General features: G+C 37.8%; 11 protein-coding genes and 1 riboswitch. Of the genes, 5 read left to right on the forward strand and 6 right to left on the reverse strand.

Annotation, left to right across the window (positions count from 1 at the left end; all coding sequences use genetic code 11):
- The first annotated feature begins 177 nt into the window (after positions 1-177).
- Both gltB and gltD read left to right on the forward strand, forming a co-directional pair.
- Positions 178-4,731 (forward strand): glutamate synthase large subunit, encoded by a 4,554-nt coding sequence (gene gltB, locus BAOM_RS08335; protein WP_127759871.1) that lies wholly within the window; start codon positions 178-180, stop codon positions 4,729-4,731.
- Between the two features lie 16 nt (positions 4,732-4,747).
- Complete coding sequence (gltD, locus tag BAOM_RS08340) at positions 4,748-6,229, forward strand: glutamate synthase small subunit (protein WP_127759872.1); 1,482 nt, start codon at positions 4,748-4,750, stop codon at positions 6,227-6,229.
- A gap of 151 nt (positions 6,230-6,380) precedes the next feature.
- Here gltD and BAOM_RS24280 read toward each other — a convergent pair whose 3' ends face one another.
- From BAOM_RS24280 to BAOM_RS08350, 4 genes are all read right to left on the reverse strand, one after another.
- Positions 6,381-6,545, reverse strand: coding sequence for a hypothetical protein (locus BAOM_RS24280; RefSeq protein ID WP_164853104.1), 165 nt, complete (start codon positions 6,543-6,545; stop codon positions 6,381-6,383).
- A gap of 436 nt (positions 6,546-6,981) precedes the next feature.
- A riboswitch (cyclic di-GMP riboswitch) is annotated at positions 6,982-7,071 on the reverse strand.
- A 701-nt stretch (positions 7,072-7,772) separates the two neighbouring features.
- The gene (locus BAOM_RS24285; RefSeq protein WP_164853163.1) at positions 7,773-7,910 is read right to left on the reverse strand and encodes a hypothetical protein; all 138 of its coding nucleotides are present in this window, start codon (positions 7,908-7,910) and stop codon (positions 7,773-7,775) included.
- A 149-nt stretch (positions 7,911-8,059) separates the two neighbouring features.
- Positions 8,060-9,493 carry an Ig-like domain-containing protein gene (locus tag BAOM_RS08345; protein ID WP_127759873.1) on the reverse strand — a complete coding sequence of 478 codons (1,434 nt, stop codon included), beginning with the start codon at positions 9,491-9,493 and terminating at the stop codon, positions 8,060-8,062.
- A gap of 98 nt (positions 9,494-9,591) precedes the next feature.
- A complete protein-coding gene (locus tag BAOM_RS08350; RefSeq protein ID WP_127759874.1) occupies positions 9,592-10,497 on the reverse strand; it encodes an AEC family transporter in 906 nt (301 codons plus the stop codon).
- 287 nt (positions 10,498-10,784) lie between these two features.
- On the opposite strand from BAOM_RS08350, the gene BAOM_RS08355 reads away from it, so the two are divergent.
- Positions 10,785-11,051, forward strand: a complete 267-nt coding sequence (locus tag BAOM_RS08355) for a YiaA/YiaB family inner membrane protein (RefSeq protein WP_119116400.1) — start codon at positions 10,785-10,787, stop codon at positions 11,049-11,051.
- 130 nt (positions 11,052-11,181) lie between these two features.
- Here the strand turns inward: BAOM_RS08355 and BAOM_RS08360 are convergent, their stop codons facing one another.
- Positions 11,182-12,783 (reverse strand): FMN-binding glutamate synthase family protein, encoded by a 1,602-nt coding sequence (locus BAOM_RS08360; RefSeq protein ID WP_127762501.1) that lies wholly within the window; start codon positions 12,781-12,783, stop codon positions 11,182-11,184.
- Between the two features lie 223 nt (positions 12,784-13,006).
- Here BAOM_RS08360 and BAOM_RS08365 point away from each other — a divergent pair, with 223 nt between their 5' ends.
- Together BAOM_RS08365 and BAOM_RS08370 are read left to right on the forward strand one after the other, a co-directional pair.
- Complete coding sequence (locus BAOM_RS08365; RefSeq protein WP_127759875.1) at positions 13,007-14,641, forward strand: acetolactate synthase large subunit; 1,635 nt, start codon at positions 13,007-13,009, stop codon at positions 14,639-14,641.
- 19 nt (positions 14,642-14,660) lie between these two features.
- Positions 14,661-16,094 carry an aldehyde dehydrogenase family protein gene (locus BAOM_RS08370; protein WP_127759876.1) on the forward strand — a complete coding sequence of 478 codons (1,434 nt, stop codon included), beginning with the start codon at positions 14,661-14,663 and terminating at the stop codon, positions 16,092-16,094.
- Between the two features lie 105 nt (positions 16,095-16,199).
- On the opposite strand, the gene BAOM_RS08375 is transcribed toward BAOM_RS08370, so the two are convergent.
- The gene (locus BAOM_RS08375; RefSeq protein ID WP_127759877.1) at positions 16,200-16,385 is read right to left on the reverse strand and encodes a hypothetical protein; all 186 of its coding nucleotides are present in this window, start codon (positions 16,383-16,385) and stop codon (positions 16,200-16,202) included.
- Positions 16,386-16,630 lie beyond the last annotated feature (245 nt).

Below are 16,630 nucleotides of genomic sequence, written 5' to 3' on the forward strand. Positions count from 1 at the left end.
AGGGATAAAAACCCTTTATTTCAACTAATTAGAGTATGGAAACGATAAGATATATACATATTTTTGCTAATTCATTCACAAAATAGATGGTTTCTATCTAAATGATATATTGTTTATATCGTTTTGAAAACTTAAAATATTAATTAAGATCAGAAAATGAAACGGGGGAGATAAATCATGACTTATAATCAAATACCAAAAGCGCAAGGTCTCTACCGTCCTGAATTTGAACATGATGCATGTGGAATCGGCTTATACGCTCATTTAAAAGGACAAGCAACACATGAAATTGTGAAAAAAGGACTGAATATGCTTTGCCAATTAGATCATCGAGGTGGACAAGGAAGTGATCCACTTACAGGGGATGGAGCTGGATTAATGGTACAAATTCCAGACCATTATTTCCGACAAGTATGTCTAGAAATGAACCTGCCTGAAAAAGGACGTTACGGGGTTGGAATGCTATTTTTCTCGAACGATGAGGGTGAACAAAAAGAAATTGAAAATCAAGTGAATCAATTAATTGAACAAGAAGGACAAACGGTTCTTGGATGGAGAACGGTGCCTGTTGATCCTAAACATCTTGGAGAAGGTGGAAAAGCAACTTGTCCGACTATTCGTCAAATATTTATTGGTGCAAGCAAAGACATTGAAGAGGAATTAGCATTCGAACGTAAATTATATATCATTCGTAAACAAGCAGAACATTGGGCGGAAGAACGTGAACTACGTTTTTACTTTGCAAGTCTTTCCACTAGAACAATTGTTTATAAAGGACTACTAACACCAGAGCAAGTCGATGCGTTTTATCTAGATTTACAAGATGAGTCTTTTGTTTCAGCATTTGCTTTAGTACATTCTCGTTTTAGTACAAATACATTCCCAAGCTGGGAAAGAGCACATCCAAATCGCTATCTAATTCATAATGGAGAAATCAACACGCTTCGAGGCAATATTAACTGGATGAAAGCACGTGAGCAGCAGTTTGTGTCAGAAGTTTTTGGTGAGGATTTAGCGAAAGTACTTCCGATTTTAAATAAAGATGGAAGTGATTCTTCTATTCTAGATAATGCTTTAGAATTTTTTGTCCTAGCTGGTCGAAAACCTGCACATGCCGCTATGATGTTAATTCCAGAGCCTTGGTCAGAAAACCCTCATATGCCAAAAGAAAAGAAAGCTTTTTATGAGTATCATAGCTGTCTGATGGAGCCTTGGGATGGTCCAACAGCGATTTCCTTTACAGATGGGAAACAAATTGGGGCGATTTTAGATCGAAATGGTCTACGTCCAGCTCGTTATTATGTAACAAAAGATGATTATATTATTTTCTCTTCAGAAGTCGGTGTAATCGACGTTGAGCCTGAGAATGTACTATATAAAGAGCGTTTAAGTCCAGGGAAAATGCTATTAATTGATTTAGACGAAGGACGCATTATTTCAGATGAAGAGATTAAAAACGAAATGGCAGCGGCTTATCCTTATCAACAATGGTTAGATGAACAACTTGTACAACTGGACAATGAAGTGGGCGAAGAAGAGCCGATGGAAGATTTGGTTGCTCGTCAAAAAGCATTTGGCTACACATATGAAGATGTTCAAAAATATTTGCTTCCTTTTATAACAGAAGGAAAAGACCCGCTGGGATCAATGGGGAACGATACGCCACTTGCTGTTTTATCAGATCGTCCGCAATCTCTGTTTAATTACTTTAAACAGTCATTTGCTCAAGTAACGAATCCTCCAATTGACTCGATTCGTGAACAAATTGTGACATCTACTATGACATTCTTAGGAGCGGAAGGGAATTTACTTCACCCGACTGAGGAAAACTGTCATCGAATTCAACTTGAAACGCCTATTTTAACAAATGGTCAGTTAACACAATTAAAAGAGAATGCTTATCCAGAATTTAAAAGTATCATCATCGATACATTATTTTCGGAAGATTTGGAATTTTCTTTAAACAATATGTTCCAAAAAGCTAAACAAGCGATTGAAGAAGAAGTAAGTTTATTAATTCTTTCTGACCGTAATACGAATAAACAAGAAGCGGCTATTCCAGCTTTACTTGCTGTGAGCGCACTGCATCAAGAGTTAATTCGTCAAGGAAATCGCAGTAAAGCGAGCATCATTATCGAAACAGGGGAAGCAAGAGAAGTTCATCATTTTGCGGCACTGATTGGTTATGGGGTGGATGCGATTGTTCCATACCTTGCTTATGCGACATATAAACAAGCTGCTTTAGATGGAAGCTTAACGGTTAGCTATGAAGAAGCAGTTGAGAAATATGTTTACGGCGTGACTGAAGGCGTTGTAAAAGTAATGTCTAAAATGGGGATTTCGACAGTACAAAGTTATCGTGGAGCTCAAATTTTTGAAGCAGTTGGAATTGGCTCTAATGTCATTGAGCGCTATTTCACTGGAACAGCTTCACAAATCGATGGAATTGGATTAGAAACAATTGCTGAAGAAGCATTAATTCGTCATAACGCAGCTTATGCTGATTCATACGATGATACGTTAGAAACTGGAAGTGAATTTCAGTGGAGAAAGCATGGTGAGCATCATGCGTTTAATCCAGAAACGATTCATACGCTTCAATGGGCAAGCCGCAATAATGATTATGCGTTATATAAAAAATATTCTCATGCTGCGAATGAAGAAAGAATTGGATTCTTACGTAATCTATTCTCATTTGATTCAACGCGTCCGAAATTAGCGCTTGAAGAAGTGGAGTCTGTGGATTCAATTGTTCGCCGCTTTAAATCTGGTGCCATGTCATTTGGGTCACTAAGCCAGGAAGCACATGAAACATTAGCGATTGCGATGAATCGTTTAGGTGCAAGAAGCAACTGCGGTGAGGGCGGAGAAGATCCAAAACGTTACGCTTTAGATAAGAATGGAGACAATCGTCGAAGTGCAATTAAGCAAATTGCTTCAGGCCGTTTTGGTGTAAAAAGCCACTATTTAGTAAATGCGGATGAGCTGCAAATTAAAATGGCACAAGGTGCAAAACCAGGGGAAGGCGGACAGCTTCCAGGACAAAAAGTATATCCATGGGTAGCGGAAGTACGTGGATCGACACCAGGTGTTGGATTGATTTCTCCACCGCCGCATCACGATATTTATTCGATTGAAGATTTAGCACAATTAATTCATGATTTGAAAAATGCGAATCGTGATGCACGAATTAGCGTTAAGCTTGTATCAAAAGCAGGTGTAGGAACGATTGCAGCGGGTGTTGCAAAAGGTGCTGCAGATGTAATTGTTATTAGTGGATATGACGGTGGTACAGGAGCATCGCCAAAAACAAGTATTAAGCATACAGGGTTACCTTGGGAGCTTGGACTTGCAGAAGCTCATCAAACATTGATGTTAAATGGCTTGCGTGACCGTGTTGTATTAGAAACGGACGGAAAGCTGATGACAGGTAAAGATGTTGTTATGGCTGCTATTCTTGGAGCGGAAGAATTTGGTTTTGCGACAGCGCCGCTTGTTGTTTTAGGCTGTGTAATGATGCGTGTATGTCATAAAGATACATGTCCTGTTGGGGTGGCAACACAAAATCCTGAGCTTCGTGCGAAATTCACAGGAAATGCAGATCATGTTGTTAACTATATGCGCTTCGTTGCAGAAGAAGTACGTGAGTTAATGGCGGAACTAGGATTTAGAACAGTAGAGGAAATGGTTGGACGTACAGATGTTTTACAAGTAAGTGAACGTGCTAAAGCACATTGGAAAGCGAAGCATCTAGATTTGTCTACTCTTTTATATCAACCGGAAGGGGCTCGTACATTCCAAACGCCTCAAAATCATAAAATTGATGAATCATTAGATATGAAAGAAATTTTGCCAGCAGTACAGCCGGCTTTAGATAATCAAATCCCAGTTGATATTACGTTGCCGATTACGAATGTAAATCGTGTTGTAGGAACAATTGTTGGTAGTGAAATTTCTAAACGCTACGGGGAAGAAGGTTTACCTGAAGAAACAATTACCCTTCGTTTTACGGGTTCAGCTGGTCAAAGCTTTGGTGCTTTTATCCCGAATGGTATGTCGCTTCATTTAACAGGTGATGTGAATGACTATCTTGGAAAAGGATTATCTGGTGGAAAGTTAATTGTTAAGGCACCAGCTGAATCTTCATTTGAAGCGTCTGATAATGTTATTGCCGGAAATGTTGCTTTAATTGGGGCAACAAGTGGTGAAGCTTATATTAATGGGCGTGCGGGTGAGCGTTTTGCTGTTCGAAACAGCGGTGTAAATGTTGTTGTTGAAGGAATTGGAGATCATGGTCTAGAGTATATGACTGGTGGACGTGTCGTTATTTTAGGAGAAGTAGGGAAAAACTTTGGAGCAGGTATGTCTGGTGGAATTGCTTACGTTCTAGCTGATGATCGTGAGGCATTTAAAGCTTTATGTAATACAGAAATGATTGAATTTGAGTCACTTGAAACAGAGAATGATATTGGTGAAGTATGGGAAATGGTACTAAGTCATTATATTTACACAGGCAGTGCAAAAGCAGCTTATGTTCTTGAAAATTGGGAAGAGCTTGCAGAGAAGTTTGTCAAAATTATCCCGAAAGACTATAAGCGCATGATGAAAAGTATTGAAGAACAAAAGCAAGCAGGCTTAACAGATGAACAAGCGGTTATGAGTGCGTTTCAAGCGAATGTTGCACAAGAGAAAAAAGCACCTGTTAAAAAATTAGAAGCAGTTATGCAATAGGAAAGGAGAGAGGAACATGGGAAAAGCAACAGGATTTATGGAATATACTCGTCAAAAACCAAAAGAGCGAAATCCTCTCACACGGTTAAATGATTGGAAAGAATATTCAAATTGTTTTTCGGATGATATGTTAAGTCAGCAAGGAGCGCGGTGCATGGACTGCGCCACTCCTTTCTGCCATATGGGAACAGAAATCAATCGGGTGACAACGGGTTGTCCTATTCATAATTTAATTCCTGAATGGAACGACTTAGTGTATCGTGGAAGATGGAAGGAAGCGTTAGATCGTCTTCTAAAAACGAATAATTTTCCTGAATTTACAGGTCGTGTTTGTCCAGCTCCATGTGAAGGCTCTTGTACAGTTGGTATTTCAGATCCAGCGGTTACGATTAAAAGCATTGAGCGAACAATTATTGATAAAGGATTCGAAAATGGTTGGATTACCCCGCGTATTCCAACAAAACGAACAGGGAAAAAAATCGCGATTATCGGTTCAGGTCCTGCAGGGCTTGCAAGTGCTGATCAATTAAATCAAGCCGGACATACAGTAACAGTATATGAGCGTTCAGATCGCGCTGGCGGGCTATTAACATATGGTATTCCAAACATGAAGTTAGAAAAAGAAGTGGTTGAACGTAGAGTTCGTTTATTAAATCAAGAAGGTATCGACTTTATTACAAACACAGAAGTTGGAAAAGACATCACAGCTAAAGAGCTTCAAGATCAGTATGATGCCGTAATTCTTTGTACTGGTGCTCAAAAGCAGCGTGATTTGGTAATAGAAGGTAGAGAAGCAAAAGGTGTTCATTTAGCAATGGATTACTTAACAACAACAACGAAGAGTTTACTAGATTCTAACTTTGCAGATGGCCAATTTATTGATACAAAAGGTCAAGATGTTATTGTAATTGGAGGAGGGGATACAGGAGCTGACTGTGTAGCTACTGCTCTCCGTCAAGAATGCCGCAGTGTGGTTCAATTTGGTAAACATCCTAAATTGCCAACAGCACGTACATCTGACAATATGTGGCCTGCTTATCCAAATGTTTTTACGCTTGAATATGCATATGAAGAGGCAGAAGCGAAGTTTGGAAATGATCCACGTGAATATTCGATTCAAACGAAGAAAATTGTTGCAGATGACAATGGAAACGTGAAAGAGCTTCATACGATTCAAATGGAAAAAGTAAAAGGCGAAAACGGCGGATATATTTTCAAGGAAATTCCGGGAACTGAAAAAGTATGGCCAGCACAATTTGTTTTCATTGCTATCGGTTTTGAAGGAACGGAACAACCACTTCTTATGCAGTTTGGTGTGGAAACGACCAATCAAAAAATTGCCGCTGCTTATGGTGAGTATAGAACAAACGTTGATGGTGTTTTTGCTGCAGGTGATGCAAGACGAGGTCAAAGCTTAATCGTTTGGGCAATCAATGAAGGTCGTGAAGTAGCACGTGAAGTAGATCGTTATTTGATGGGAAGTTCAGTTTTACCCTAAATATAAAGTTATAACAAAAAACTCAAAGCACCTTAATTTCAAATAGCGAAATTAAGGTGCTTTTTCTATTATTGTTAAGCGGTGAAACTGTAAAAAAACGAAGCCCCTAGCTCAAGAGAAGAGCGTGAGAAGCTTCGTTGATAAGAAAATTTTATAGATTATTATTTTGTTGCCCAATTTCCTTTTCAGCCAAAATTAAGTTTCCTGTTTCTACTGTACGATGCTCTTTAACAGAATCTCCAGGCTCTAAATTGTTTAAATTCGCACGAATCGTTAATTCTGCTTCATTTACAACAGGCTTTTTCTTTTTCTCCATATTTGCCACTCCATTCTTTCATCGATAACTTAAGCAAGACACGTTTACTTAAGTTAGTCTTTACGATTTCAAGAACTTCATACGATAAAAAATCAATGAGCATTCAAATGCTACAAAAGAGACATGCGTGGAGAAATGAACTGAACTAGAAATATGTAGCTAACATTTCTGTTTTACGAGTGATTTACATGTCGGACAAGTGATTTCTTGATCTTGTTTAAACCTAATTTTTCTAAGGTCGATTCTTGTGAACATGAAAAAACCATTATATTTTGCGCCGCATACACAATAGTTTTTGTCCTTCACAATGTGTCTTTCATTTGTTTCGTTAATTAATATAGTTGGATAAAACATAACTCTCTCCTTAGTTTGCTAAATTTAGGCAAATTTAAAAGGAGCCAAAAACTCTTAATCTTCAGTTTAATCAAGAATATATCTTGGCAACTCGGCTGCCATGACAACTATTTGTTGCTTTAGGCCCGTGGCTTTGCGTCTTTTACTTTCGTAAAATTTGCCCTTATAGGTATAATAACACATAAAAACAACGCTCAAACAAATAAATGTGACAAAAATACTAATTTTAAGAATAGGAGAAGAGAAAATGGTTAAAGCATCTAAGAGGGATACTATTCTAATTTATTATTTCTTTTCGCAGTAAATCGATTAATTTCTGTCACGATAAATAGGATTGAAAAAATAGCTAGAACAGGGAGGAATAGAGGTTGATTGCTATCGATTAGCTTAACGTCAAACGTAAGTTCCAGTAGAGTAATAATTCCTAAAAGAACAAAAAAGATATATGTTATACATTCAAAAAACTTGTACATATTCAACAGCCCTTTCGAAAGTATATACATATAAATAATTCGATGATTTTTATAATTATCCTTTATTCAATAGGGGAAGAGTAACATTATTGTACAGTTTAATGAGAGTGCGCAACTAAGTTCCTATGATTATTTACATATCGACAAAAAACGACAAACTCTTTATAGTATAGATAGGAAGCAATCGTGTTGCGATGATTGTTTTCTTTTTACTCATTTAGACGATCAATTCCCTTCAAAAGAAATTGATCGTCTTTTTTTATTGCAGATTAAAGTTTTGATTAGTGAAAGACAGAAACTAGTTTAAAACATAATTAAACCCTGCCTGTTTTTCTACATAACGGGCAGGGTTTCTATTTGACTTCTATGTGGAGATCCGTAGTCATCACGTCCTTTTTAATTAGTAAGCTTTCTTATTGTATTCATTTAGTTGTTCTGTTGTTAAATGCTTAACAAAGTGGTGAAAATTCACCGATTCCATTCCATAGTTTTCACAAGCCATTTTATAATATTCATATGCTTCGCGATACATTTCCATTTTGTTCTCCTCCTTTGTTATATAACAATCAATATTTATTTGTTAATAATATATAACAGATTTGAAATTCTGTCAATATTATATGTTTTCGTTTTTTATTAAAAAAATAAACAAAAGAGAAACGACAATTGCTGTCGTTTCTCTTTTGTTTACTGTACTGTTCTGGTAGCTGGTTTACTTTTGTTTCCTGCTTTATCAGTTGCTGTTGCGGTTACTGTTGTTCCGGATTTTTGCGGTGTGATTTTGATTGTATATTTCCCCGACTTATCCGCTTTCCGGCTTCCGATGACTTTCTGTTTTACTTTTAACTGAATTGTTGCATACGCTTCAGTTTTGCCTGTGACGGTTTTCGTTGTTTTTTTGATTGTACTAATCGTTGGCGTTGCAGGTGGTGTTTTATCCACTACTGTGACGGTCTTTGCAGGACTTGTTGCATTAAATTCATTCTTGAACGTTACGGTCAAGCTTGTACCAGCCTTTTGAACACCAATTTTGACTTTGAAGTTTCCGTTGGCATTAGCTTTTGTGCTCTTAAACTTTTTATTATTTCGTTTTATCTCTATGATGGCATTGGCCGCTGCTTTACCAGAAAGATATGTGTCATTATCATCAATCGTATTGACAGAAGGTTTATCTATCTTTTTTGTAATGTAAGCAGATGGAATATACCCGGTTAATTTTTTGTCTGCAGTCTGAACAGGATACCAGACAAATTGGTTTTGACTAGTTGCGGACAAATCATATTTGAAAGTACCGTTAATGATTAAGGTGGTATTTTCCTTTAGTTTTGTTTGTGAATTCGCGAGAGTACTAGGTTTTAACCGAAAGTTAGCATTGTTCTTTGTTACGACAACTTTATCTCCCTTTTTAAAAAAGTAGGCAGAAGGATGGATTTGATCAGTGAGGCTGTATTTCATTGTTCTGAAAGCAATATTTTTATTGCTAGTAGGGTCATATTCAAAGTCAGCCGTTTTAAAAGGGAATTTTCCTAATGATGTATTCTCTAAGAAACTGTCGTTTTCGATGTGATGGAATACTTTTTCTTGATACGCATTCTTGTTTTTTGCCCCAGTAAGCTGCACAAGCGGACTGTTTACAGGTTTGCTTCCGTTGTAAGCCATAACAGGGAAATACCAATTTTCAATAACTTGTTTGTCTGCTCCTTTTATTTTAGGAAGATCTGTACGCTTATACATACCATTCAAGATTTCAATGCCCGCTTCGATATTGTACGATATGTCATTTTGCAGCTTCTGTTGATCATATTGCGGCTGATTCGTGATTTGCATAAGACCGATTCCGTCATCATCAGAAATGATAGGTTTGCCATTCGCATCAAATTGTTTCCATCCTCCATTTTCTTGTGTAGTGACAGCTTTTACAACTTCGGGAGGAATATTGGCTTCTAAAGCTGCGTTCGTCAGCAAACAATTGACATGTTGAAAAGAGGGGTTTTGATTTGGTTGGATTTCCCCGTACGCTTCACACTTAGACGCTAGCGTAGATTCCGCAGAGGCTTCTTCATAAAATAAGCCGAGCGTTAAGCAAGTAAGTACTCCTGCTTTTAATAAATATCGTTTCATTATTCTCCGATTCTCCAATCTACTTAATCTTTATTACTCATAAACTATATTCTACCATAATAGGATATTATTTTTATGTGAAATAGTATGTATAAGGATTAAAGTATAAAATTTGCAAAGAGATATAAAATCAGCATACTAATGATAATGGTCACATTTGTGAGCGTACCAATAAAACGTGTGGTGCTATATTTAAATTCAAGGGCAAATGGTAAAATGGATGCCCCAATAGGTAATAGAAGACCGATTAGAATAGTATATTTAAACATTTCATTGAATGGAAGCAGAAAATAGAGAATAAGCCCAAAAAGCAGACCTGTACCATACCGGAAAAGTAGGAATTTTATCATAGGTTTGATGTATAGCTTTTCAAACTTGAAATTTAAATAAAGTCCTAGCAATAAGAAAGACAAAGGCATATTCGCTTTAGATAGAATAGTAGCAAAATCAATGACTGCAGATGGTAGATGCAGGTGGCAGTAGTTTAAAATACTAACGATGAAATAAGTCATTAGTGGAATCGATGTACCAAACTTTTTAAGGATGATCCTTGGCTTAAGCGTTAGCCCCTCTTTTGAATAATAACTTGCGATAATGTAAACGATTCCGAACAGGATGAATGCATTTCCAGCATCGAACATCCCAAAATAGGCTAATCCTTCTGCTCCCCAAATGGTTTGAACAAGTGGAAAGGCAAAAATTCCAACATTATAGCCAGGAGCAAGCATCAATAGAGTCCCTTTTAGTTCCTTTGCCTCTTTTCTGAAGACAAACCAGGCGAGACAAAGTGAGATTATTCCATAAATTAATACAATGACTGTTAGTAGCAGCAAGGAAGGCTCAATCTTCACCGTATCAAAAGTAACAATAATGAGAGCAGGGAGAGTGATGTTAAAAATAATCCTGCCCATTGCTTCTCCATCTTTCTCTTTTAAAAGATTTAATCGCTTGAAAACATAGCCAACCATGATTAATAGCAGTAAAAATAGAAATTCCTGATTCATACAGTATGACACCTCTAATTATAGAAAAATAGTATACAATTAAAAATACTACTATATCGAGAATAAACCAATCCATATTGTAACTATTTTCTAAAATTAAGGGTGAAAAGAAACTTCTAATAACCAATTAGACTGTATTAAATAGGCATTAAGAAATTCCGTATCTGATACTATGGTACATCAAGAATTATTATAGTGATTGTTAGGTAAATTCCCCAGATTTAATGAATAATTGAGGCGCAATGAGTAGTAATTTAGTTAAGAATGACTGTTTAGGGGGAATGGAAGTGCAGAGATACAGACGAAGGAATACAACAGCTTTTACAGTATTGGCTTATTTCACTTTTTTTGCAGGGGTCTTTTTATTCAGTATCGGCCTTTATAATGAAGACAGTTTGCAGTTGAATGAAAAAGGATATTATATTGCTGTGATGATATTAGTGGCAGTAGGTGCAATCTTGACACAAAAAGTCACGAGGGATAATGCTGAAGATAACGAGATAATGGCAGAACAGGAAAGAAGGCAAAATCAATCGATGAAGTTAGACGATTAGTGATATAAATGGAGGAATATAAAAGCAAAAATGAAATACCGCAGCCTCAGTGAGCTGTGGTATTTCATTTTATTGAAAATCATAGAACAGCGATGTCCTAGATAATAGACTGATTGAAGCTTTGAGCTTGTTAACTTGCGCCGATTTGACGCTGGATATCATGAAGGATATGCTCTAAAGAAGTAACGACTCCTTTATCATCTTTATACATAATATGTTTTGGCTGAAAATGAACAGGTGAATCTAAACCAGCGGCTGCTGAAATACGGAATAGTCCTTTTCTTAATGTAACAAGAAAATTGACTACACGATACTTCTTCTCATCAATAACAAGAGCTTTTTGCAAATCTGGATCAGTCGTTGCTACTCCAACAGGACAGGCATTGGATTGACATTTTAATGTTTGAATACAGCCAACAGCAATCATAAAACCGCGAGCAATATTTACTAGGTCTGCTCCCATCGCTAAAGCAATAGCGATTCGATCAGGAGTAAATAGCTTACCAGAGGCGATAATTTTTACACGATCACGTACACCGTATTTTTCGAGAGTAGATACAACGATAGGGAGAGCAGATTTAATTGGCAATCCTACACTATCAATTAGTTCTTGATAAGAAGCGCCTGTGCCGCCCTCACCGCCATCAATTGTAATAAAGTCAGGTCCTTTACCGGTTTCCTTCATATACTTTGCTAGTTCTTCCACACTATCATTTCCGCCGACAACAATCTTTATGCCAACAGGCTTTCCTGTATGTTCCCGGATTTTTTCAACGAAATCCAGTAAGGAGGCTATATTTCCGAATTGAGGAAAGCGATTTGGGCTATCAACTGATTTATACGGCTCCACTTTACGAATCTCAGCAATTTCTGGTGTTACTTTTTCAGCATCGATATGCCCGCCGCGTGTTTTAGCACCTTGGGCTAGTTTAAGTTCAAATGCTTTTATTTGTGGAATTTCACTTTTTCTTTTTAATTCATCCCAATCTATGTTCCCGTTTTTATCACGTATACCAAACATAGCGGGACCAATCTGCATGATGATATCCACTCCACCTTTTAAATGGTAGGGCGAGAGTCCGCCTTCTCCTGTATTCATCCATGTTCCTTTTGCTAGCCCTAAACCTTCTGATAAGGCAGTGATTGCATGATGTCCTAATGAACCGTAACTCATTGCAGACATACCAATGAGACCCTTTAAAATAAATGGATGTCTTGTATTTGGCCCAATGACGATTGCGTCATCGTCGTGCAATAACTGAGCAGATGACTCCTCATCTTCCCATTTTTCTTCCCGTTGTGAAAGAAGTGGATCTTTTAATAAAATATATCGTTTCGTTAAAACTCTTGTTTCCTTATCCATTTTTATTTCTTCCGATAATTTTGGAAACATATCATTTCGAACAAAAAACCCTTCTTCGTCAAAGTCTCGTTTTGAACCAAAACCGATAACATCGCGATTATATTTGGCGCTTTTGACAATATGTTCGTAGTCATCTCGTGAAAATGGTCTGCCTTCCGTATCACTGTTGAACCAATATTGTCGCATTTCTGGGCCAATCTTTTCAAAAAAATAGCGGACCCGGCCAAGTGCAGGATAATTCCTTAAAATAGCGTGTCGTTTTTGGTTGCGGTCAAATAAGATTAAATAAACTAGAAAAATAACAAGCACTAGAAAAATAAGTGCAATTAATGCAAATCCGATGATAATGAGCAGGCTTGCGAGATTCATCATATTTTTCCTCCTGAACTGGCTAAATCTATTTGGTGTTAATATGCTCCAAAATGAGTGTAATTATTCAGTGGGAGCTCTTTAAAGAACCAATTATTTTTTAACGAGTTTTTTATGCGTAATTAAAGAAGATTGTTGAACTCTCACATTTTAGCTACATAATTTTTTAGTTGAATAGCCACCATAAAAGGAGATATTTCGAATTTATAATGGAGGAATGATTTTGAAAGCTTCGGATTTATTTGTACGCTGTTTAGAAAATGAAGAAGTTCAATATATTTTTGGTATTCCTGGAGAGGAAAATACGGATCTTGTTGATTCTCTTATTGGCTCTGAAATTGAATTTATTTTAGTTCATCATGAACAAGCAGCAGCTTTTATGGCTGACGTGTATGGTCGTTTGACTGGAAAACCGGGTGTCTGTTTGGCTACACTTGGGCCGGGTGCAACCAATTTATTAACAGGAGTAGGCAATGCTTATTTAGATTACTCACCTGTTGTCGCCATTACAGGTCAGGCAGGTCTTGAACGTATTCATAAGCAATCTCATCAATATGTGGATATTATTGGTGTTTTTGAAGAAACAACGAAATGGAGTCAACAAATTCACGTGCCGCACACAATACCAGAAATTATTCGTAAAGCGTTTAAAACAGCCCTTCTTGATAAACCAGGCGCTGTTCATATTGAGCTTCCGGAAGATGTGGCGATGATGGATACAGAAGGAGAACCAATTCCTGTTACACGACTACCCATCTCCCGTCCAGCTGAGGAAGAGCTCAAAAAGGCAGCAGAATTGATTAACCGTGCTAAAAGACCGATTATTTTAGCTGGAAATGGGGTTATTCGTGATGGAGCAACAGACGCATTACGCCAGTTTGCCGAAGCGAAAAATATTCCGGTGGTTAATACGTTTATGGCAAAAGGTGTGCTGCCTTCCGAGCATCCATTGACCCTATATACAGTTGGCATGCAAGCAAGGGATTATGTGCTTTGTGGCTTTGATCTTGCTGATGTCATTATTACGATAGGCTATGACATTGTCGAATATTTGCCGAAATATTGGAATGATGAAGCGATGAACCCGATTGTTCATATTGATAGTTTGCCTGCTGAAGTCGATGCGTATTATCCGCTCCAAGCCGAATTAGTCGGTGATGTTAAAGAAACGATTCAAGCTTTAAACAGCTATGTTGAAGAAAAAGAACTTTGGTCAGAGGCAATAAGGCTAAAGAATCAGTTGGTTGAGAAACTGCATGAGTCTGATGAGGTATCCGGCAGTCCTATTATTCCACAAAGAATTCTTGCTGACTTAAAAAAGGCGGAAAAGGGAGAAGCGATTGTCATTTCGGATGTGGGCGCTCATAAACTATGGATTGCTCGTATGTATCAGCCTGAAAAGCCGAATCATGTCATTATTTCCAATGGATTTGCCTCAATGGGGATTGCTGTTCCCGGCGCCATTGCTGCAAAATTAGCACAGCCGGATAAACCCGTCATTGCGATTACCGGTGATGGCGGCTTTCTAATGAATGGTGTTGAACTTGCCACAGCGAAACGTTTAGGTGTTGCGATTGTCATTATTATTTTTCATGACTCTAAATTTGGTCTAATCGAGTGGAAACAACTGAATAAATTTAATCGATCCAATGCTATTCAATTTGAAGATCCGAATTTTATTGAGTTCGCTGAAAGTTTCGGTGCGAAAGGAATTAAGGTGAAGCATTCGGATGACTTGCTTCCTGCATTAGAAGAGGCCATTCAGAGCCAAGATATTGTTCTAATCGATGTGGATGTCGATTATTCCCAAAATGTTAAATTATCCAAAACACTTGGCGATTATATTTGTAAATTATAAGAATGAGGTGTGATGAAAGATGAGGCAAAAATGGCAATTATGGATTGGTGGAAAATGGCGCGAGGCGAAAACTTATGAGCCTTTATATAATCCACATACGAATGAACAATTAACTGAAATTGGACAGGCTGAACCTGCGGATGCCGTAGAAGCGATTGTTGAAGCGCATACAGCTTTTCAGAAATTCCGGGAGTATCCGGCACATCGCCGTGCTAAGATTTTAGCAAGAGCGGCCACGATTATGGAAGAACGTAGTGAAGAATATGCTAAAATCATTTCTTTAGAATCGGCCAAAACGATTCGCAATGCCCGTGAGGAAATTAATCGCACCGTTCAAACGTATCGTTTCGCAGCAGAAGCGGCTAAAAGTAATTATGGAACACAAATTCCAATGGATGCTGCAGAAGGCGGGGAAAAACGTTTTGGTTTTACAACTCGGACCCCAATCGGTGTGGTGACAGCGATTACTCCGTTTAATTTTCCATTCAATCTCGTAGCGCACAAAGTGGGGCCAGCTATTGCGGCCGGAAATTCAATTGTGTTAAAACCAGCTGAGCAAACACCGATTAGTTCACTCGTCCTTGCTGAGATTTTTAAAGAGGCGGGGCTTCCAGAAGGGGTATTGAATGTTATTCCTGGGAAAGGCGATGTTTTGAGTGAAGCATTAACGACTCATCCGCATGTGAAAAAAGTGACGTTTACAGGCAGTGTAGAGGTGGGGCATCTGATTCAGCAGCAAGCAGGTTTTCGTAAATTGACACTTGAACTCGGCTCCAATTCCCCTTTTATTATTGATGAAGGGGTAAACATTGATAAAGTCATTGAACGGAGTGTATTAGGTTCTTTTTCCAATAATGGCCAATTGTGTATTTCCATTCAACGAATTTATGTTCATCAATCGCTTTATCAACAATTTTTAGAACGGTTTGTTAGCCGGACGAAGCAACTTGTTGTCGGTTCACCGCTTGATGAGGATACGAATATTACGGCGGTCATTTCGAAAAGATCATTGGACCGTCTGCAAAGTTGGCTGCATGAGGCCGTACAAGAAGGGGCTACAATTGAATGCGGCGGGAATGTAGAAGGAAATGTATTATATCCAACCGTATTAACGAATGTAAACCGAGACTCCAAAGTGTTTCGTTTTGAAGTATTTGGCCCTATTGTTTGTGTTTTTCCGTTTGCTACGTTAGATGAGGCGATTAAGGATGCGAATGATTCTCGCTACGGATTAAACTCGGGGGTGATGACGCCAAGTATTGAACGAGCATTTTATGCAGCGGAACGGCTTGAAACGGGTGGAGTTGTCGTCAATGATATTCCAACATATCGAATTGATAATATGCCTTATGGCGGCTGGAAGGATAGCGGCGTTGGTAGAGAAGGGGTTAAATATGCAATGGAGGAAATGATGGAGCAAAAATTTATCAGCTTTAAAATTGGTGATGAATGAATGTAGTAGCTCGTAATGTGTACTTGAAAAGGCACTTAAAATGGCCTCGAATAGTGGGTTCTTTGAAAAAGACCCATTAATCGAGGCTTCTCTATAGGAAATGTTTCATGAGCGTTGAATGACAGAAGAAGAAAAGCTTTTAATTAATTGCTGTAAGTTTCTGTGTCCTTCTCGTAGTTTAATCGTTTCTTCGAGAATTTTGTGAAAGCTTTCTAAATCTTTATCCGATGCATTTAATACGGCTTTTGGAATTGTTTCGGCAATTTGTTGTATAGTCAAATCCGGGCTCATAAACAACGACCACCTTCCCACTGATTTGTTGGACATTGTTTTGTCCTTTTTAATACTTTATAGAAAGAACCTGTATTTTCCTGCAAAATGTCCCCCTAAATTAATCTACATGTATCGGCAAATTTTTTAAATCAAGTCCTTTTCTTCAGGTTTTGTTAAATTCGATGCACTTTTATCAGTAATAGGTTGTATTGCTGCTATCTTTGTTTATTATCGATTTGGAAAGTTAAAGTTGACCAAGAAAG

Origin of the sequence: Peribacillus asahii (genome assembly GCF_004006295.1) — a bacterium.
Lineage (GTDB): Bacteria > Bacillota > Bacilli > Bacillales > DSM-1321 > Peribacillus > Peribacillus asahii_A.